Annotated in this window: 20 protein-coding genes; 14 read left to right on the top strand and 6 right to left on the bottom strand. The window is 66.9% G+C overall.

Annotated features, from left to right (window positions below):
• Window positions 1–4: 4 nt before the first annotated feature.
• Entirely contained in the window at window positions 5–1,798 is a 1,794-nt protein-coding gene (locus NCO8_RS22720) for a dynamin family protein (protein WP_067642166.1), read from the top strand.
• An 8-nt stretch (window positions 1,799–1,806) separates the two neighbouring features.
• Here the strand turns inward: NCO8_RS22720 and NCO8_RS22715 are convergent, their stop codons facing one another.
• Window positions 1,807–2,274, bottom strand: a complete 468-nt coding sequence (locus NCO8_RS22715) for a MarR family winged helix-turn-helix transcriptional regulator (RefSeq protein ID WP_067642165.1) — start codon at window positions 2,272–2,274, stop codon at window positions 1,807–1,809.
• A gap of 84 nt (window positions 2,275–2,358) precedes the next feature.
• Here NCO8_RS22715 and NCO8_RS22710 point away from each other — a divergent pair, with 84 nt between their 5' ends.
• The 6 genes from NCO8_RS22710 to NCO8_RS22685 all read left to right on the top strand — a co-directional run bounded on the left by NCO8_RS22710 (window position 2,359) and on the right by NCO8_RS22685 (window position 9,762).
• On the top strand, window positions 2,359–3,909 hold the full coding sequence (locus NCO8_RS22710; RefSeq protein WP_067642164.1) for a DHA2 family efflux MFS transporter permease subunit: 1,551 nt from the start codon (window positions 2,359–2,361) through the stop codon (window positions 3,907–3,909).
• Window positions 3,910–4,157: 248 nt separating this feature from the next.
• Window positions 4,158–6,005, top strand: a complete 1,848-nt coding sequence (gene dnaK, locus NCO8_RS22705; RefSeq protein ID WP_067642163.1) for a molecular chaperone DnaK — start codon at window positions 4,158–4,160, stop codon at window positions 6,003–6,005.
• A complete protein-coding gene (gene grpE, locus NCO8_RS22700; RefSeq protein ID WP_067484265.1) occupies window positions 6,002–6,592 on the top strand; it encodes a nucleotide exchange factor GrpE in 591 nt (196 codons plus the stop codon). Before dnaK ends, grpE begins: the two co-directional genes overlap by 4 nt.
• A 21-nt stretch (window positions 6,593–6,613) precedes the next feature.
• Window positions 6,614–7,789: a molecular chaperone DnaJ gene (gene dnaJ, locus NCO8_RS22695; protein ID WP_067642162.1), complete on the top strand. Its 1,176-nt coding sequence runs from the start codon at window positions 6,614–6,616 to the stop codon at window positions 7,787–7,789.
• Complete coding sequence (locus tag NCO8_RS22690; RefSeq protein WP_067484271.1) at window positions 7,789–8,184, top strand: heat shock protein transcriptional repressor HspR; 396 nt, start codon at window positions 7,789–7,791, stop codon at window positions 8,182–8,184. The genes dnaJ and NCO8_RS22690 overlap by 1 nt, the downstream gene beginning before the upstream one ends.
• Window positions 8,185–8,592: 408 nt before the next feature.
• Window positions 8,593–9,762, top strand: coding sequence for a globin domain-containing protein (locus NCO8_RS22685; RefSeq protein ID WP_067642161.1), 1,170 nt, complete (start codon window positions 8,593–8,595; stop codon window positions 9,760–9,762).
• Between the two features lie 7 nt (window positions 9,763–9,769).
• Here the strand turns inward: NCO8_RS22685 and NCO8_RS30790 are convergent, their stop codons facing one another.
• From NCO8_RS30790 to NCO8_RS22665, 4 genes are all read right to left on the bottom strand, one after another.
• Entirely contained in the window at window positions 9,770–10,468 is a 699-nt protein-coding gene (locus NCO8_RS30790; RefSeq protein WP_167353323.1) for a DUF4279 domain-containing protein, read from the bottom strand.
• On the bottom strand, window positions 10,465–11,223 hold the full coding sequence (locus NCO8_RS22675; protein WP_067642159.1) for an FAD-binding oxidoreductase: 759 nt from the start codon (window positions 11,221–11,223) through the stop codon (window positions 10,465–10,467). Before NCO8_RS22675 ends, NCO8_RS30790 begins: the two co-directional genes overlap by 4 nt.
• Before the next feature lie 17 nt (window positions 11,224–11,240).
• Entirely contained in the window at window positions 11,241–12,401 is a 1,161-nt protein-coding gene (locus NCO8_RS22670) for an FAD-binding oxidoreductase (protein ID WP_067484283.1), read from the bottom strand.
• A 158-nt stretch (window positions 12,402–12,559) separates the two neighbouring features.
• Window positions 12,560–12,997 (bottom strand): MarR family winged helix-turn-helix transcriptional regulator, encoded by a 438-nt coding sequence (locus NCO8_RS22665; RefSeq protein ID WP_067642158.1) that lies wholly within the window; start codon window positions 12,995–12,997, stop codon window positions 12,560–12,562.
• A 68-nt stretch (window positions 12,998–13,065) separates the two neighbouring features.
• Here NCO8_RS22665 and NCO8_RS22660 point away from each other — a divergent pair, with 68 nt between their 5' ends.
• From NCO8_RS22660 to NCO8_RS22630, 7 genes are all read left to right on the top strand, one after another.
• Window positions 13,066–13,692 carry a maleylpyruvate isomerase family mycothiol-dependent enzyme gene (locus NCO8_RS22660; protein ID WP_067642157.1) on the top strand — a complete coding sequence of 209 codons (627 nt, stop codon included), beginning with the start codon at window positions 13,066–13,068 and terminating at the stop codon, window positions 13,690–13,692.
• A gap of 105 nt (window positions 13,693–13,797) precedes the next feature.
• Window positions 13,798–14,322, top strand: a complete 525-nt coding sequence (locus tag NCO8_RS22655) for a DUF3558 domain-containing protein (protein ID WP_084457399.1) — start codon at window positions 13,798–13,800, stop codon at window positions 14,320–14,322.
• Between the two features lie 12 nt (window positions 14,323–14,334).
• Window positions 14,335–14,715 (top strand): hypothetical protein, encoded by a 381-nt coding sequence (locus tag NCO8_RS22650; protein ID WP_067642155.1) that lies wholly within the window; start codon window positions 14,335–14,337, stop codon window positions 14,713–14,715.
• Complete coding sequence (locus NCO8_RS32795; protein WP_067642154.1) at window positions 14,712–16,031, top strand: hypothetical protein; 1,320 nt, start codon at window positions 14,712–14,714, stop codon at window positions 16,029–16,031. Before NCO8_RS22650 ends, NCO8_RS32795 begins: the two co-directional genes overlap by 4 nt.
• Window positions 16,032–16,064: 33 nt before the next feature.
• On the top strand, window positions 16,065–16,823 hold the full coding sequence (locus NCO8_RS22640; RefSeq protein ID WP_067642153.1) for an ESX secretion-associated protein EspG: 759 nt from the start codon (window positions 16,065–16,067) through the stop codon (window positions 16,821–16,823).
• Between the two features lie 70 nt (window positions 16,824–16,893).
• Entirely contained in the window at window positions 16,894–17,349 is a 456-nt protein-coding gene (locus NCO8_RS22635) for a helix-turn-helix domain-containing protein (RefSeq protein ID WP_067642152.1), read from the top strand.
• Between the two features lie 2 nt (window positions 17,350–17,351).
• Window positions 17,352–17,918, top strand: coding sequence for a PIN domain-containing protein (locus NCO8_RS22630; protein WP_067642151.1), 567 nt, complete (start codon window positions 17,352–17,354; stop codon window positions 17,916–17,918).
• Between the two features lie 23 nt (window positions 17,919–17,941).
• On the opposite strand, the gene NCO8_RS22625 is transcribed toward NCO8_RS22630, so the two are convergent.
• Complete coding sequence (locus NCO8_RS22625) at window positions 17,942–18,916, bottom strand: NADP-dependent oxidoreductase (protein WP_067642150.1); 975 nt, start codon at window positions 18,914–18,916, stop codon at window positions 17,942–17,944.
• Window positions 18,917–18,930: the final 14 nt, after the last annotated feature.

The following is an 18,930-nucleotide window of genomic DNA, read 5'->3' as shown; positions in this document are numbered from 1 at the left end:
GCCGATGGATTCGTTGCTGTCGGTTCTCGACAACACCGTCGCGGCGGCTCGTGCCGCGGGTCGTGACGACCTGGTCGCCCGCCTGGAAACGGCGGCGGTCCGGGTGCGCGACCCGCGGCGGCGGATCGTCGTCGCGGGCCAGCTCGATCAGGGCAAGAGCCGTTTCATCAACGCGCTGCTCAATGTCGAGATCTGTCCCGTGGGCGACGACGTCACCACCCGTTTCCCGATGCAGCTCGCCTACGCGCCGCAGCCGCGAGCTGAATTGGTGTTGGCTACAACATCTTCGGAGGAGGAGCGGGTCGAGTTCCCGATCGCCGATCTGCCGTCGATCGGTGACCGGTCCGTGGCGGGCAAACAGATCCTTCGCATCGAGGTGCACCTCCCCGCCGACCTGCTCGCCGACGGCATAGTCCTCATCGACACCCCCGGCATCGGCGCCCGAACCACGGCGGGCACCCTCGGTGTCCTGGAGATGCTTCCCGCGGCCGACGCCGTCCTTGTAATCTCCGACGCCTCAACCGAACTCACCGCCCCGGAACTCACCTTCCTGCGACAAGCAACCGAATTGTGCCCGGCCACAGCGGTTCTGATGTCGAAAACCGACCTCTACCCGCACTGGCGCCAGGTCTTCGAAGCCGACCGGGAGCACCTGCGCAAGGCGAACCTCGACCTCCCACTGCTCCCGATTTCGGCCCTGCTCCGCGCCCACGCCCTGCGCTTGCAAGACGCGCAGCTGGGCGCCGAGTCCGGTTACGGGCAGCTCTACCAATTCCTGCGCGAGCAGGTGGTCGCCCGTGACGAAGCCGCGACCCGCGCCGCCATCGCTCGTGAGATGTCCTCGGCCGCAGAGCATCTGGCACTGGCTCTGGGCAGCGAACTCGTCGCCCTACGCGATCCGCAACAAGCCGCGGCCGCGGTCGGCGAGCTGCAATCGGCCAAAGCCCGTGCACAGCAACTGCATCGCCGCACCGCGGCCTGGCAGCAAACCCTCGCCGACGGCATCACCGACCTGGCCGGTGACGTCGACCACGACCTGCGCGAACGCCTGCGCGAGATCGCCCGCACCGGCGAGGAGTGGATCGACGACCACGACCCCGGCCGCCACTGGGGAGCCATCTCCGAATGGCTCACGGGCACAGTCGATTCAGCCCTGGGCGACAACTTGCTCTGGGCGCACACCAGAGCGGAAGCCTTGGCAAACCAGGTAGCCGAACACTTCCTCGAGCTGGGCTCGGTAGACCTCCCTGCCGCCCTCGACCCCTCCGGCACCACCCACCGCACCGGCACTCTGGGCGACCTCGAACCCGATATCGGCGTCCTGTCGAAGGTCCTCGTCGGCATGCGCGGTTCCTACGGCGGCGTCCTGATGGTCGGTCTGGCAACGACTTTCGCGGGCCTGGCCCTGCTGAACCCCATTTCTCTCGGCGCAGGCGTGCTCGTGGGTGGCAAGGCGTACCGTGACGATAAGCAGGCCCGCCTCACCCGCCGCCGCGCCGAGGCCAAGAACGCCATCCGCCGCTTCCTCGACGACGTGGCCTTCCAGGCGGGCAAAGACTCCCGAGACCGCATCCACCGCATCCACCGCGTCCTACGCGACCACTACGCGGGCATCGCCGAACGCAGCCTCCGCTCCATCGACGAATCCCTCACCGCCGCCCAGGAAGCGGCCTCCATCCAGGCCAAACACCGCGCCGAACGAACAGCCGCCCTCGAACACCAGCTCACCGCCGTAGCCGCCCTGCGCAACCACGCCACCGCCCTCACGGCCCCCACCCGCATCCCGCTGCCGAAGTAGCCGCCGCTCTAGGTGGACGGCCTGTCCATCGTCGCGCGCAGTCGCGCGATCAGGGTCTCGAACTGCTCAAGCTGGTCGGCCGGGTATTCGGCCAGGATCGCGTCCTGCTCGGCATTGACCGTGTGGAAGAACTCGTCGGCGAGGCGGCGGGCCTGCGCGCTGCACCGCAGTGTCACCACCCGCCGGTCGGTGTGTTCGCGGCTGCGGGTGACGTATCCCGCCTGCTCCAGCCGGTTGATCAGGGTGGTCATCGCCCCCGAGGTGAGCGTGATCCGCTTGCTGAGCAGCGCGGGGGACAGCGGTGTGCCCGCCGCCTCGGCGGCGGCGATCTCCATCAGGGCGAACGCGTCGGTCGAGTGCACGCCGAGGGTCTCGGCGAACCGGCGGCCCAATTCGGTGAAACTCGCGCCGTAGCCGATGAGCCCGGCGGCGAGCCGCTGCCGCTGCCGTGCGACATCGCCGGATGTCTTCGCCATGTCGTCCTCTCGTTCGCCGCTCGATTGACAACCTACCGCCTGACAATTAACTTCATTATAAAGTCACTTGATGATGGAGGTAAATTGTCTACCGAAACCGAGACCCCACCGCTGCGGTTGTGGCTGGGGCTGATCGCCGTCTCGCTCGGCGTCGCATTGATCGTGGTCGACCTGACGATCGTGAACGTGATCGTCGCGCCGATCGTCGACGACCTGGCGATCACTTCGATTCAGGCGCAATGGATCCAGGAGTCCTACGCGATCGTCTTCGCGGCGCTGCTGCTGCTCACCGGCAGGCTCAGCGATCTGTACGGCGCACGCAGACTGTTCCTGATCGGCCTCGTCGTCTTCGGCGTGACGAGCCTGCTCGCCGCCCTCGCCCCGAGCGGCGGCCTCCTGATCCTTGCCCGATTCCTGCAGGGCATCGGCGGAGCGATGATCCTGCCGACCTCCCTGGCGCTGGTGAATTCCGCGTTCACCGGCAAGGCACGCGGACAGGCCTTCGCGATCTGGGGCTCCACGATCGGTGCGGCCGCGGCGGTCGGCCCACTGCTCGGTGGTTGGCTCGCCGACTTCTCCTGGCGCTGGGCCTTCGGCATCAACATCCCGATGGTCGCCCTGATCATGGTCGCAGTGCTCTGTTATCTCCCGGTGTCGCCGAGTTCCGTCGGCGAGGTGGATTGGCGAGGCGCCGCGCAGTCGGCACTCGGCCTCGGCCTCCTCGCCTTCGCCCTGATCGAGGGCCGCCACTACGGATGGCTGGTGGTCACCGAACCCCTGAGTATCGGCGGATTCGCCTGGCGCAGTGGACCTTCTCCGGTCCTCGTCGCACTTGCCGGTGCGGTCCTCGCGCTCGGCATGTTCTGGCGCAGGCAAGCCAGGATCGCCGATGGTCACCCCCTGCTCGATGTGCGGCTGTTCACCATCGACTCGTTTCGCAAGGGCAATGTGGTGACCCTGCTCGTCGGCCTCGGCGAATTCGGCATCATCGCGGTCCTACCGCTGTGGATGCAGTTCGCCCTCGACTACACCGCCCTGCAGGCGGGCCTGGCGCTGGTCCCACTCGCGGTCGGCAGTTTCGCCGCCAGCGGCGCGAGCTTCGCGATGACGGTTTCGGCGCTCGGCCAGGTCAGGATCGGCCTGTTGCTGGAAGCCGCCGGTCTCGCGCTGCTCGGCCTGTTCGCCGTCGCCGACGCCAGTTGGTGGTCGATCGCCGTGGCCCTGTTCGTCTACGGCATCGGTGTCGGCTTCGCCACGGCCCAGGTCACCAATGTCGTGCTCGCCGACGTCCCCGCCGAAAGCGCAGGCCAAGGCTCGGGAATCCAGAGTGCCGCACGCGAACTCGGCTCGGCCCTTGGTATCGCCGTCCTCACCACTGTCTTTTTCAGCACCCTCGGCTCCGGCCTTCGTGACCGCCTGGCCGACGCGAACATGCCCGAAGCCGAGGCCGATCAGTTGACATCGACAGTCACCGGCAGTGCCGGATCGGTGATCCCAGCCCTCCCCGCGGACGCCGCCGAAGCGGCCCGGGCGGCCATGGCGGCGGGTATCGAGGTGTCGAGCTACCTGTGCGCGGGCCTACTGGTGCTTGCCTTGGCGGCTACCGCCTTCGTCGAACCCGCGCGCAAGGCGTGAACGATCCGTCACGATCGCGCATCGGCCGCCGTGGTTGAGTGCGGTCGTGGCAAGAATGGCCAAGGGTGTCGGGAAGAATTTTCGGGTGGCGGGAATGAATCGCCGCAGGTGCTCGTTGTGCAGATCAACGATGTTGAGCGCATGTCACTCAAGTTCGGGTTGACGCCCGGCGGAGCCGACAGGCAGGATTGAGCGCATCACGCTCAGCGTTGCTGGGAGTTGTCGTCAATTATCAGGAGGAACCCACTATGGCTCGTGCGGTCGGAATCGACCTCGGGACCACGAACTCTGTCGTCTCCGTGCTGGAAGGCGGCGAGCCGGTCGTCGTCGCGAACTCGGAAGGCTCGCGCACCACTCCGTCGATCGTCGCGTTCGCGAAGAACGGTGAGGTTCTCGTCGGTCAGCCTGCCAAGAACCAGGCAGTCACCAACGTCGACCGCACCATCCGCTCGGTCAAGCGCCACATCGGCACCGACTGGACCGTGGAGATCGACGGCAAGAAGTACACCCCGCAGGAAATCTCCGCGCGCACGCTGATGAAGCTGAAGCGCGACGCCGAGGCCTACCTCGGTGAGGAGATCACCGACGCGGTCATCACCGTCCCGGCCTACTTCGAGGACGCCCAGCGTCAGGCCACCAAGGAAGCCGGTCAGATCGCCGGTCTGAACGTGCTGCGCATCGTCAACGAGCCCACCGCGGCCGCGCTGGCGTACGGCCTGGACAAGGGCGACAAAGAGCAGACCATCCTGGTCTTCGACCTCGGTGGCGGCACCTTCGACGTGTCGCTGCTGGAGATCGGCGAGGGCGTCGTCGAGGTCCGCGCCACCTCCGGTGACAACCACCTCGGTGGTGACGACTGGGACGAGCGCGTCGTCAACTGGCTCGTCGACAAGTTCAAGGCCAGCTCGGGCATCGACCTGACCAAGGACAAGATGGCCATGCAGCGTCTGCGCGAGGCCGCCGAGAAGGCGAAGATCGAGCTGTCCTCCAGCCAGAGCACCTCGATCAACCTGCCCTACATCACCGTCGACGCGGACAAGAACCCGCTGTTCCTCGACGAGCAGCTCACCCGCGCCGAGTTCCAGAAGATCACCTCCGATCTGCTGGACCGCACCCGCGCGCCGTTCCAGTCCGTCATCAAGGACGCCGGCATCAACGTGGCCGACATCGACCACGTCGTGCTCGTCGGTGGCTCCACCCGTATGCCCGCCGTCTCCGACCTGGTCAAGGAACTGACCGGTGGCCGTGAGCCGAACAAGGGCGTGAACCCGGACGAGGTCGTCGCCGTCGGCGCCGCCCTGCAGGCCGGTGTGCTCAAGGGTGAGGTCAAGGACGTCCTGCTGCTCGATGTCACCCCGCTGTCGCTGGGTATCGAGACCAAGGGCGGCGTGATGACCAAGCTCATCGAGCGCAACACCACCATCCCGACCAAGCGCTCGGAGACCTTCACCACGGCCGACGACAACCAGCCGTCGGTGCAGATCCAGGTGTTCCAGGGTGAGCGCGAGATCGCCTCGCACAACAAGCTGCTCGGCTCCTTCGAGCTGACCGGCCTGCCCCCGGCCCCGCGCGGCGTGCCGCAGATCGAGGTCACCTTCGACATCGACGCGAACGGCATCGTCCACGTCACCGCGAAGGACAAGGGCACCGGCAAGGAGAACAAGATCAAGATCCAGGACGGCTCCGGCCTGTCCAAGGAAGAGATCGACCGGATGGTCAAGGACGCCGAGGCGCACGCCGCCGAGGACAAGGCCCGCCGTGAGGAGGCCGAGACCCGCAACCAGGCCGAGTCGCTGGTGCACCAGACCGAGAAGTTCATCAAGGACAACGAGGACAAGGTCCCGGCCGACACCAAGTCGAAGGTCGAAGAGGCCATCGCCGACGCCAAGAAGGCGCTCGAGGGCACCGATATCGCCGCCGTGAAGTCGGCGGTGGAGAAGCTGGCCGCCGAGTCGCAGGCTCTCGGCCAGGCGCTCTACGAGGCCAGCGCCGCCGAAGGCCAGGCCACCGACGGTGCGGGCCCCAACACCGCGGCCGACGACCAGGTCGTCGACGCCGAGGTTGTCGACGAGCCGGTTGATACGGAGAAGAAGTGACCGAGGCCAACTCCGAACAGGAATTGATCGAGGAGACCGCCGCCGAAGCCCCCGAGGCGGACGCGGCACCGGATCAGGACTCCGCCCCCGAGGCGGAGTCCGCCCCGGAACCCGAGGTCGAGGCAGCCCCGGAGAGCGACGAGCTCGCCGAGCGCACCGCCGACCTGCAGCGGTTGACCGCGGAGTACGCGAACTACCGCCGCCGGGTGGAGCGCGATCGCCAGGCCAATATCGACGCGGCCAAGGCGAGCGTGGTCACCGAATTGCTCGGTGTACTCGACGATCTGGACCGCGCCAGGGCGCACGGCGACCTGGATTCCGGCCCGTTGAAGTCGGTGGCCGACAAGCTGGAGACCGCGCTCACCAAGCAGGGCCTGGTCGAATTCGGTGCTGTCGGTGACCCGTTCGACCCGACGCTGCACGAGGCCGTGCAGCACGAGGGTTCGGGTTCGGAGCCGGTGATCGGCGTGGTCATGCGCAAGGGCTATCGGTTCGGCGATCGGGTGCTTCGGCACGCGATGGTCGGGGTAACCGATCCCGAGACCGTGGGGGCATCGGATTCGGATGCCGACGCCGATAACGAATAGCGTGAGAGGAGGAGATGCCCGGTGAGTCAACGGGAGTGGATCGAGAAGGACTTCTACAAGGAGCTGGGTGTCTCCTCCGGCGCGTCGCAGGACGAGATCAAGAAGGCCTACCGCAAACTCGCGCGTGACCTGCACCCGGACTCCAACCCGGGTGACACGAAGGCCGAGGAGCGGTTCAAGGCCGTCAGCGAAGCGAATGCGGTGCTGTCTGATCCGGCCAAGCGCAAGGAGTACGACGAGACGCGGCGCCTGTTCGCCGGTGGTGGCGGTCGCGGCTACGGCGGCGGCTTCACTCCCGGTGGTGGCGGCGGGTTCTCGCAGGAGTTCAACCTGGGCGACATCTTCGGCCAGCCGGGTGGTCCCGGTGCGGGCGACGGTGGCCTCGGTGACATCCTCGGTGGCCTGTTCAACCGGGGCGGGCGCGCGTCGAGCCGTCCGCGCCGTGGCGCCGATGTGGAAACCGAGACCACGCTGGGCTTCCGTGAGGCGGCCCAGGGTGTCACCGTTCCGCTGCGGATGACGAGCCCGTCACCGTGCACCACGTGTCACGGCAGCGGCGCCAAGCCGGGCACCAGCCCGCGCGTGTGCCCGCATTGCAACGGCGCGGGTGTGGTGAGCCGCAATCAGGGTGCGTTCGGTTTCAGCGAACCGTGCGACGACTGCCGCGGTACCGGCTCGATCATCGACGACCCGTGCACCGACTGCGCGGGCACCGGCATCCAGAACCGCACTCGCACTATCACCGTCCGCATCCCACCGGGTGTCAGCGACGGGCAGAAGATCCGGCTCGCCGGTCAGGGTGAGGCGGGCCTGCGTGGCGCGCCGTCGGGTGACCTGTATGTCACGGTGCACGTGAGCCAGGACAAGGTCTTCGGCCGTCAGGGCGACGACCTCACCCTTGTGCTGCCGGTGAGCTATGCCGAATTGGTGCTCGGGACAACCGTTTCGGTGCCCACGCTGGAGGGCCGGGTCGGTGTGAAGGTGCCCCCGGGTACCGCCGACGGGCGTATCCTGCGGGTACGCGGCCGGGGTGTGCCCAAGCGCGGTCCGGCCGGTGGTGCAGGTGACCTGCTGGTGACGGTGAAGGTCGCGGTTCCGCAGGCTCTCGATGCCGACGCGACCGAGGCCCTGAAGCGGTACCAGGAGGCGGAGAAGGCGAGCGGTTTCGATCCGCGTGCAGGATGGGCAGGTGCTTGATGTCCGATGATCCGAAGTCTGCGGGATCCTCGCGTGCCGAGTTCTTCATGATCTCGGTGGCGGCTCAGCTGGCGGGGATGCACGCGCAGACGTTGCGTACCTACGACCGGCTGGGTTTGGTCACCCCTCAACGTACTTCGGGTGGCGGACGCCGTTACTCGGCTCGCGATGTGGAGCTGTTGCGCGAAGTGCAGCGGCTGTCGCAGGACGAGGGCGTCAACCTGGCGGGCATCAAACGCATTATCGAGCTCACCAATCAGGTGGAGGCTCTGCAGCAGCGGGTGGATGAGATGAGCGCGGAGCTGGAGCGGTTGCGGGCTGGTTACCGGCCCGATCTGTCTCCGCCGCAACGCAGTACCGCGCTCGTGGTGTGGCAGCCACGTCATCGCCGCTGAGGCACTCGTTTCACCGAGCCCCCGATTCGCTTGTCCGCCACGGCGGTCGCGGATCGGGGGCTCTGTCGTGTGCTGGTCAATCCCCGGCGATCGGCTGGTGACTATCCAGCAACTCATTTATTTTCGATCTTGCCGTCCGGAAGTAGAAGCGCGCGGCGAGGACGTCCGAATTCCGGGCCCAATCGGTCACGTCCACGCCTCATTCACGGGCTCCAGGTCTGTTTCTTTGGCGCGCCACCGGGACTGTATCCAGTTTTGTCAGAATTACATGCGTGATGTTTAAGAGTACGATTCCTAAGCTGGCAAACCTCGCCTAGACTTCTCGCATCGGCTGCTGACGAGTGTCCTCCCAGCCCGTCACTCGCCGGCGCGACAAGCGTTCGATGGCGAAACGAGGTTGTGACACATATGGATTCGCGGACTGTCGCTTTGATCCGTACCACGTTCAAGGCGGTTGCTGCGGAAGAGGGTGGGTCCGAGACACTGGCGAGGTCGTTCTACTCGATCCTGTTCACGGACTACCCCGGTGTCCGTGACTTCTTCCCAGCCGCCATGGATGCCCAGCGCGACCGCCTCGTCCATGCGATCTCCTACGCGCTGGACCGGCTCGAAGAACCCGACAAGCTGTTGCCGTTCCTCGCGCAGCTCGGGCGCGACCATCGCAAGTACGGCGTGCAACCGGCGCACTATGTGGCGGTGGCCAATTCGCTGAAGTCGGCGATCCGCGGGTGTGTGGGCGACGAGATGTGGACCGACGAGGTCGCCGCCGCCTGGGACGAGGGCCTGGCCAATATCAGCGGCGCGATGATCGGTGCCGCCGACAAAGAAACCAGTCCCGCCGCGTGGACCGCCACCGTCGTCGAGTGCCGCGAGGTGTTGCGCAACCTGTCGATCGTCCGGGTCCAGCTCGAACATCCGATGGAGTACGCGGCGGGCCAGTACATCAGTGTGCAGGTGCCCTCGCGTCCGCGTATGTGGCGATACCTGTCACCCGCCAATCCCGCGAACAGCAACGGCGAGATCGAATTCCACATCCGCAGTGTGCTCGGCGGCTGGGTGAGTCCGGCGATCGTGTCGCACACCACCGTCGGTGACCAGTGGTTACTCGGCGCCCCCCTGGGCGGTCTCGGCGTGCCGCGCAACACCAAGCGCAAGATGCTGATGATCGGCTGCGGCACCGGCATCGCCCCCCTGCGCGCCCAGATCATGGCGATGGCTCAGCGCCGGGTGAACCCGAAGGTCCACCTGTTCGTCGGCGGCCACCACCCCTGCGACCTCTACGACCTCCAGGTCCTGAGCCAACTGGCCGTCGCCAACAAGTGGCTCACCGTCACCCCCGTCACCGAACACGAAGAAAACCCCTGGTGGTACTACGATTCCGGCGAACCCCAGGTCGAACTCCCCGGCCTGGAACCCCGCATGACCGGCCAGATCGGCAAGGTCGTAGCCGCCTTCGGCCCCTGGGCCGACCGCGACGTCCAAATAGTCGGCTCCCCCTCCATGGTCCAAACCACCAAGTTCCGCCTCATGGCCGCAGGCACCCAAGCCAAATCCATCCGCCACGATCCGCTGTTCTGAGCCGATCTCAGGTTGTGCGCGGACAGGTCTCGATCCGCAGCGACATCGCGGTCGAGGCAAGGCGGGCGAGCAGGTGCGGGTGGAAGTACATGGAAGGAAAGCTTCCCACTGACATTTCGGCTTGCACCAAGATTTCGCCGCCAGGACGGTCTTGCGAAGCCATCGACCTGTCAGGCCATTCGTCCAGAAATGCGCTGACCGCATCTTCAGCGCACCAGCTCACGACCGTCCGATGGAAAGGCCCATCCGGATGCCCGGTCGATGCGGCTTGTATGACCGGAGTGGCCGGGTCTGGATTGTCGGTCGCCCCCGAGACGACATCCACATCCAAGGATAGTCCGGAAGCTGCCAGCAGCCTCAGCGCCGCAGCCGAAAGGGCGATGACCGGCCTGCCCTGCCCGTCGGTGTCGACCGCGACGCACAGACACCCGGACGTCTCTCGCGCCGAGAGAGTATGCCGCAATCGGTCACTGATCGGCGCGAGTTCGTCGAGGGCTCGGTCCACCTGCTCGCCGACGTGACCGGCGCCGGCAGCCGATTCGAGCACCCAACCATCGGAACGCCTACGCAGTTTGGGTGCAGGCCCTGCCTGTCCGGCTCGCCACTGATCGGTCGGCACTCGGCATAGCGCCGCCGTGATCTCCTCGGGGTCGAAAGTGCCGGTCAGGCGCAGTGAAGCGACAACCTCGAAAAGGGCGATGGTCAAGCACCTTCGGAGGTGATGTTGGCCGGGGGTGTCCCGCCGGCGACGAGGCGGTCGGTGGTGGTGGCGACCATGGCGGGGGAGCCGCAGATCAGGACCTGGTGTCGGTCGAAGGGGCCGTGGGCGGCGGCTACGTCGGCGAGGGTGCCGTGCAGCATTTCCGAGGGGGCGAAGCCGATGTCGACGCGGGTCTGTTCGTGCCATTCGTCGCGGATCGGCGGGTCGTCGGGGCTTTCGACCACGGGAATCACCGTGAGCCAGGGCAATTCACCCGACAGCAGGTACAGCATGTCGGCGGCGTAGAGGTCGCGCGGACTGCGGCCGCCGAAGAAGAGGTAGGTGCGTGGCGGGTTTTCGCGGCGGGCCAGGTCGAGGATCTGGGCGCGCATCGGTGCCAGCCCGGTGCCGCCCGCGATCATCACCACCTCGGTCGCGTCGGGGTCGACGGCGAACACGGTGTGCGGTGCGTTGATTCGCCATTGATCACCCGGCTGGGTGTCGGCCACGATCGACCCCGAGCACCACCCGCCCGGCACCGTCCGTACATGGAATTCGAGTTTGCCGTCCAGCGAGGGCGGCAGCGCGGGCGACAACCGCCGCCGCACCCCCGGATGCTGCGGCACCTCCACCTCCACCGACCCGCCCGCGGCGAACGGCACGAAGTCACCGATCAACCGGATCACGGCCAGATCGTTGCGCAGCCGATGATGACCGACAACGGTCGCCGTCCAGGCCGGGTGGGGAAACTCGGTGCTCATCAGTCACTTTCGCGCGGTCAGCCGACGGGATCGGCCGCGATGATATCGGTCGGGGTGCCTGCCCGGATGAGGGCGCGGCGGGTGTCGTCGATCATCTTGGCGGATCCGGCGATCTGGATCTGCCGATCGGCCCAGGCGCCGAAACTGGTGACCACCGCGCCGAGGTTGCCGGTGAGCCTGCGGTGCATGCCCGGCGGCGGCTCGGACGGGGTGGGCGGATACCACCACGGGTTCTCGGGCTCCTCGCACACCGGCACGATCGTGAGCCACGGATTCGATTGCGACAGCTGCCACATGTTGTTCACGTCGTACAGGTCGCCGGGGAAGCGTCCGCCGATGAAGAAGTGCACGCGCGGGTTGATGCCGCGCTGACTCATCTCGATCAGCTGCGCGCGCAACGGCGCGATCCCGGTGCCCGAGCCGATCATCAGCACGTCTCGCCCGGATTCGCGGTCCACCTGCAGCCCGCCGAGCGGTCCGGCGATCTTCCACCGGTCGCCCACCTTGGTGTCGTTCACGATCGCCGGGCTCACCCAGCCGCCGCTCACCCGCCGCACATGGAATTCGATCTCGCCGTACGGGTTGGCGGGGATGGCGGGGGAGAGGTAACGCCACATGTTCGGCCGCTGCGGCACCGCGATTGGCACGTACTGGCCCGCCTTGAACGGGATCGGGCTGTCGGCCTGCAGCCGTACGATCGCCAGATCGTCGAGCACCCGGCGATGACCCACCACCGTCGCGTCCCAGTACGGCTGCGATTTGTCCTGGTTGGCGCCGATCGCCATGGCCGCCGAGATCACGATGGTGACGTCGCGCCAGCCCTCGTCGAGCTCCCGGTTCCAGCGGTTGCCGTGGTAGGTGCGCAGCGCACCGAGCAACGCGAGCCCCGCCATGTCGTAGTGGTCGGCCTCGACCCCGTACTTGCGGTGGTCGCGCGCCAATTGCTCGAGGAACCGCTGAGCGCGGTCGAAGTCGTCGAGATGTTCGAGGACGAACTGCACCGCCGTGGTCAGCCGCTTGGGCTGCATGTCCATGGTGGGCGGAAAGAGATCACGCAATCTTGGGTCCTGTGCGAACAGGTGCCCGTAAAAAGCCCTGGTCAGCCGCTCGGGGCCGCCCGGTGCCTCCATCACTCCGCGAAAATCGGCGCGGACCAGCGCAAGCGAACGCGCATCCACGTCGTCAAGCTCCCTTTCCTAGAATTGTTGCCCGGTGGCCCCGCCCCCACGGCGGGCGCCGTCTCAAGTATCCCCCGAAAACGCCAGCTCGGTGCAGGGATGCTCATCACGCCTCGCGGATCGTATGCCCAGCGCTGCCGCGCGTCCGCGAGTTCGTGTCATCGATATGGGTCGGTGATCTTCCGCAGTTCCTCGAGCGCCCCACGCAGCGCGGTCGACCGTCGCGGCCCGAGGTGGGCGAGCCATTCCGACTCCACCTGGCGCGCCGCTTGATTCGCGACGTCGACGGCCCGTGTCCCTTTGTCCGACAGCTGCAGCAGCCGCGCGCGGCCGTCGCTGGGGTCGGGTTCGCGGCGCAGGTATCCGGCGCGCACCAGCTGGTCGACGAGCACCCCCGCCGTCTGCTTGGTGACCTGCGCCTGGGCGGCCAGGTCGGTCAGGCGCGACCCGTCCGACCCGATCCGTGCGACCAGTCGGGCCTGGGCCTGGGTCAGGTCGTCGAAGCCGCCGTCGTTCAGCGCGTCGAGCACCCGCCGCTCCATCTCCCGGTACGGAATGAAGAGCAGAACTCCGAGATTGAGCTCGTCAGCGGGCATGACACTCCTTGATTCGGTCAGTAACGCTGACTATATTAGTCAGAAAGGTTGACTACAAGGAGTCGAGCATGGACCCCGATCAGTACTGGCGAACCATCACCGACCAGCGCCGCGCCATCGCCGGGCTCCTGGCCGAGCTCACTCCGGCCGAACTCGACGCCCCCTCGCTGTGTGCGGGCTGGCGCGTCCGCGATGTCGCCGCGCATGTCGCGCTGGCGCCCCAGCCGCCCGGCCCGCTCGCCATGCTGCGCGAGGCCGCCCGCGCCCACGGCAGCTTCCACCGCCTCAACCACGACCTGGCCGTCCGCTACGCCGACACCACCCCCGACCTCGCCACCGCCCTCGCGAGCCTGGCCGATTCCCGCGACCTGCCCGTGGTCACCAACCACCGCAACATCCACTTCGACGTGATCGTCCACGCCCAGGACATCGCCCGCCCGCTCTCGCGCACGATCGAAGTCGACGCGCAGGCGTGCGCGGTTGCCGCACAGCGTGTCTGGACGATGGGCTGGCCGTTCTGGGCCCGCCGCCGGCTACGCGGTGTGTCCCTCGTGGCCGACGACTCCGCATGGACCGTTGGTAGTGGTCCCGAAATCCGCGGCTCCACGCTGGATCTGCTCCTACTTCTCACCGGAAGACCGAGCGTTCTGCCCGCCCTGACGGGTGCGGGTGTGGAGTCGCTGACCGCACGATGAGCGACCGGCTGCTACCGGTTTGCCCGCCGCTCGAACCCGGTTCCGTGTCCGAGGCCCGTGCTAATCTCCCTGGTCAAAGCAGTGGACCGGCGAGAAGGGGTGGGGATGAAACGGGCGGGGATCGCGCTAGTGCTCGCAGGTCTGGCGGTTGTCGGGGCAGCCGGATGCGAGGAGGGGAAGTCGACGTCTTCGGGGACGACTACGACGGCCAAGCCGGTGTTGTGGAATCCGTGTACGGAGATTCCTGATGCGTTGTTGACGGAGGTCGGGGTCGACCCGGCGACGGAGGAGAAGGGGGTTGCGGGGGTTCCGCAATCGGGGTGGGAGATCTGTGGCTGGGAAGGCCCGAATTACTCACTCACCGTGTACACGACCAGTAAGAAGGTCGAGGAGTTCGAACAGAAGCCGGGGAACGTCGATTTCCGTGACGTGACCATTGCCGGTCGATCAGGCCGCGAGTTCCGGGTCGCTGGTGCCTCGAAGCACCTCGACTGTGACGTCGTCTTCCCGAGCTCGCAGGGTGTGGTCCAACTGCAGGTACTCGGCTCCCCATTGATCGACGACCTCGAGGACCCGTGCACGACTCTGGCGACGGTGGGCGAGGTTCTAGTGCCCACGTTCCCGAAGTAGGCAGGTCGCGCGATGGCCGAAGCGAACCCGTACGACAACCTGCTGAGCCAAGCCAAGGCCGGTGCGGTCTATCTGAATGACGAAGCCGCCGCCTACCACATGTTCAAAGCCTGCGACGTGCGCCTGAACGACCTCCGCGGATTACGCGACTCTGTGCGACGAACACAGGCTGTGAGCGGCTTCGGTGATTTCCAGATCGCGAAGGACCTCGAAAAGAAGTTTCTCCTCCAAGCGACGGGGGAGGAGAACTCGATCGACAATGTCATCCTCAAAGACATCGAAGCCGTGCAGCGATTGCGCGAAGTCTTCGCCCTCTCGTTCAAACGTCTCACCGGAACCGACATCGAAAACGCCAACGCCATGGACTACCTCTCCGAGCAGGTGACCCCATGACCGGCATGCAGAGCATCAACGGCCTCGACCTCTACGGCAAACTGCGCGACCTGGTCTCCTTCTCCGGCGACGACGGCGAACTCGACAGTTCCGAAATCGCCGACATCCAGGACGAATACAACGACCAGCGCGCAGTAACCCGGCAGAAGGCGAGCCAGCTCGGTTTCGACGGCGAATTCCGCCCGCAAACGGTGGTCGAGAACAACCTGTTCGCCGGGACCGTCGCCGAGCTTCGCGCCAAGGTCGACAAGATCGATCTCGATGCCGTGAACGATCTGATCGGCGCGTGGACCGAGATCTCCACCCGCAACGCCACTTCCCTCGACGAGTTCCGCAAGCAGATTTCGCGTGGGATGTCGCCCGATGTCTGGTCGGGTTCGGCCGCGAACGCCGCCGCGCAGACCGTCGCGGCCTACGACGCCACGGGCAAACGGGTCACCACCGCGGCCGCCCTCACCAGCAACAAACTGGTCGAGTTGCGAACGGGCCTGGAACCGACGAAACGTCTTGTGCCCCATCAACCCGAGCACCGCAGCGGCGTCGACAACTTCACCGGCCTGTTCACCGGCCGAGCGTGGCGCGATGACGATGTGGCGGAGGAGAATGCGCGGGTCGAGGCGGTGCGTGTGCTCCAAACCGTCTATGCGCCGGTCATTTACGAGTCGGACACGAATGTTCCGGTCATTCCGATCCCCAAGGCTGTGGACAACGGTGGGGATCCCGAAATCCCCGGCGGCGGTGCGCGTCGCGGCGATCAAGGCTCGCCGACCAGTCAGCCCGCGGCGACGCCGAGCACGCCCGCGGCCGTCACCCCGACGACCGACCCAGGCGAAACGCCCGGCGACACCTCCGCCGACGACGATGACCAGAATTCTTCCGAGGACGACACCCCACAGACCACCGATCCCTCATCGACCACCCCGGCCTCGACGACTCCCGCCGCGACGACCCCGCAGTCGACCTCGCCGGGATCTCCCGGAAGTCCGAGCAGCACAGGCCTTCCCGGTGGCGGCTCTCCAGGCTCAGGCGGGCCGGGTGCCGGTTCCCCCGGCGCTAGTTCGCCGGGGGCGGGTGCGGCGGTCCCCGGCAACCCCGCGTCGGCCGGCGCAGGGGCGAACCGTGGCGGCGGAGCGGGCACTGCGGGCCGCTCCGGGATGCCCGGCATGATGGGCCCGGGCGCGGGACGTGGCGGCGGCAAGGACGACGAGTCGACCAAGGGCATCCCCGACTACCTCGTCACGCAGGAGAACGGCGAGGAGCTCACCGGTCTGGACAGCCTGCCCAAGATGGTCCCGCCCGTCATCGGCGCCGACTGAGTGCCGATCTCGATGGAACAGAGTAGATTTCCCGTGCGCACCTGGCATCTCACCGCCCTCGACTTCCGCACCCTGTGGGAAGCCGCGGGGCGCGACGTCCTCCCGTACCCCTTACAGCACCAGTACACCGACGTCGAGACCTACGCCGAGGTCCTCCGCCAGCGTCGCAAGGCCGCCGAGAACCTGATGGCCGAATTCGACTCCGACCTCGACCGCGCCATGGCCGCCCTGCTCGCACCTCACGCCCGCGTCGAGGTGGCGGGTGCCTCCCGCGGCGTGCGAACCATCCGCGCCCACGGCGGCACCCGCGACACCTACGCCTCCCTCGCCGTCCAGGCCCCCGGCGACACCCGCAACCCCGGCGACATCACCCTGCACCTGATGACCCCCAACACCCTGGCCGCCGCCGTCCTCTCCACCCTCCCCAAAGTCTCCCCCGGCCGAGGCCGCGAAATCCGCGTCACCGCAGCCGAACTCGCGGCCCCCCGCCCCCACACCCGCGACCGCTGGAACCCCACCCCCCGAGAACAACTCGAATCCTTCCTCGCCAAACCCACCGACACCCTCACCCACATCGGCGTCTACGCCCACGCCAGCGTCGACAACCGCCACACCGAAGGCCGCGACGACTTCCAGCTCCACGACCTCCCCGGCGACGGCCGCTACGTCTTCTACGGCGAAACCACCTTCACCGTAAAACCCACCACCCCCACCCGAATCCACAAAACCCTCACCACCATCCTCGAATCCACCGCGACCAAAGCCCGCACCGGCACCTACCGCCCCGCCTGAGCCCGCGACCACCCTTCAGGCGTTTCGTTTGTTTCGGATATTGCGTATACTTCGTTTGGAGGAGGCAGTCATGGTCGGAATCCAAGCCAAGCGCATCGAGCCAGGCGAGATCGACGCCGAAGTGGCCGATCGCGCGCTGCGCCGTGTCCGGGACTACCTGACGAATCACCCCACCGACCAGGTAATTCAGGTCGCGGGCGAAACCGGCGCGGAGAATGCGTTGATTCTTCCGCGTTCGGTCGTGAACATGGTGGCTTTCATTCTCGCTCAGGCCGCGGATGGCCAAGGCGTGTCCATCGTGCCCTCCCATGCAGAGTTGACCACCCAGCAGGCCGCAGATCTGCTCAACGTCTCGCGTCCGTACGTCGTCGGCCTGCTGGAAGCCGGTGAGATCCCCTTCCGCCTGGTAGGGACGCACCGACGCATCCGATACGACGACCTCAAGGACTATCAGCGGCGAAGCGCGGCCCGCAGTCGCGTAGCCGCAGACGAACTCGCCGACCTCGGACAGGAACTCGGCATCTGACCATGGCCTTCACCGTGTTGTACGACGCGAATGTGCTGTACGGAAACGCCATGCGGGATATTCTGATTCGGCTTGCACGAGCGGGCCTCGTGCAAGCGAAATGGACCGACGCCATTCTCGACGAGATGACCTCCAATCTGGCGGCGAAGCGGCCTGATATCGCGTCGACCAAGTTGAGTCGCTTGCGGGAGTTGATGATCGAGGCCGTTCCCGACTGTATGGTCGGCGGCTTCGAGCCGCTGATCGAGGGATTGAAACTTCCCGATCTCGATGATCGCCATGTACTCGCGGCCGCCATCAAGGTCGGTGCGCAGGTGATCGTCACCGCGAACCTTCGTGACTTCCCCGCGGACGTACTGGCGGATTGGAACATGGAGGCGAAGAGCCCTGACGAGTTCGTCCTGGACCAGATCGCCCTCGACGACCGGATCGTGTGGGCATGCGTTCAGCAGATAGCCGATTCGCGGCGCAACCCACCCGAGACCGTCGAGGACGTCCTCGATGCGCTTGAAAGCGCTGGATTGGTTGCTTCGGTAGCTGCGCTGCGAACCGGTCGCCGTTGGCTGTAGACCCTGGAGTCGATGCGGTTGGATCAGATTGCCAGGACGGTCTTTCCACGTGCACTCCCCGCGCCGAGTACGGCGGGAGCGGTTTCCAGCGGCACCGTCATCTGCACCGGGACCACCACATCCCCTGCCGCCACACGCCCGAGCAAGCGGCTCAGTTCCGGACCGCGTCCTTTGGATTCGAAGTTGCCGCCGGTGATGCCGCGCTCGGTGAGTGCCTGCTCGTCGGCGGCCCAGACGGTGGTGTAGGCGTGGCCGCCGCGCCGGACGAGGGTGGCGTGGTCGGCGAAGGCGGGTGCGGTGCTGACCAGGTCGAACAGGACGTCGATGCCGTCGGGGTGGGTGGCGCGCACGGCGTCGACGATGTTCGAGTCGACCTGGGTGGACGGGTCGTGCGGGTCGGGGCGGGCCTGGGTGTAGTCGACGGTTTCGGCGGCGCCGAGGCGGGCGACCTGGTCGGTGGCGTCGGCGCGGGCGGTCGCGATCACGTGGGCGCCCGCGATATTGGCCAGCTGTACAAGGAAGGAACCGACACCGCCGGTGGCGCCGACGATCAGCACGGTCTGGCCGGGCTGGATGTGGGCGGCGTCGACCAGGTCCTGGGCGGTGAGCCCGGCGATGGGCAGGGCGGCGGCGGCGACCGTGGTGATGCCGTCGGGGATCTTCACCAGCGTGGCGTCTTCGGGGACCGTCGCGTACTGGGCCCAGCTGCCGTGGCCTGCGGGGGCGGTCAGGAATTTGCCGACCACCTTGTCGCCAACGGCGAACGAGGTGACGCCCGACCCGACCGCCGACACGGTGCCCGCGCCGTCCACGCCGAGGATCATCGGGAAGTCGGTCGGCATTTTTCCTTCGAGCAGCCCGTCGGCCATCTTCAGGTCGAACGGGTTCACCCCCGCGGCGTCCAAGGCGACCTGCACTTCACCCGGACCGGGTTCGGGCACCGGCATATCGGCGAGTTCGGGCGTGGCACCGAACTTGTGAACCACGATGGCGCGCATGGTCGACAACTCCT

It is taken from the genome of Nocardia coubleae NBRC 108252 (genome assembly GCF_001612805.1).
Classification (GTDB): Bacteria; Actinomycetota; Actinomycetes; order Mycobacteriales; family Mycobacteriaceae; genus Nocardia; species Nocardia coubleae.
The sequence above is the reverse complement of the archived record's forward strand: the minus strand, read 5'-3'. Positions and strand labels throughout refer to the sequence as shown.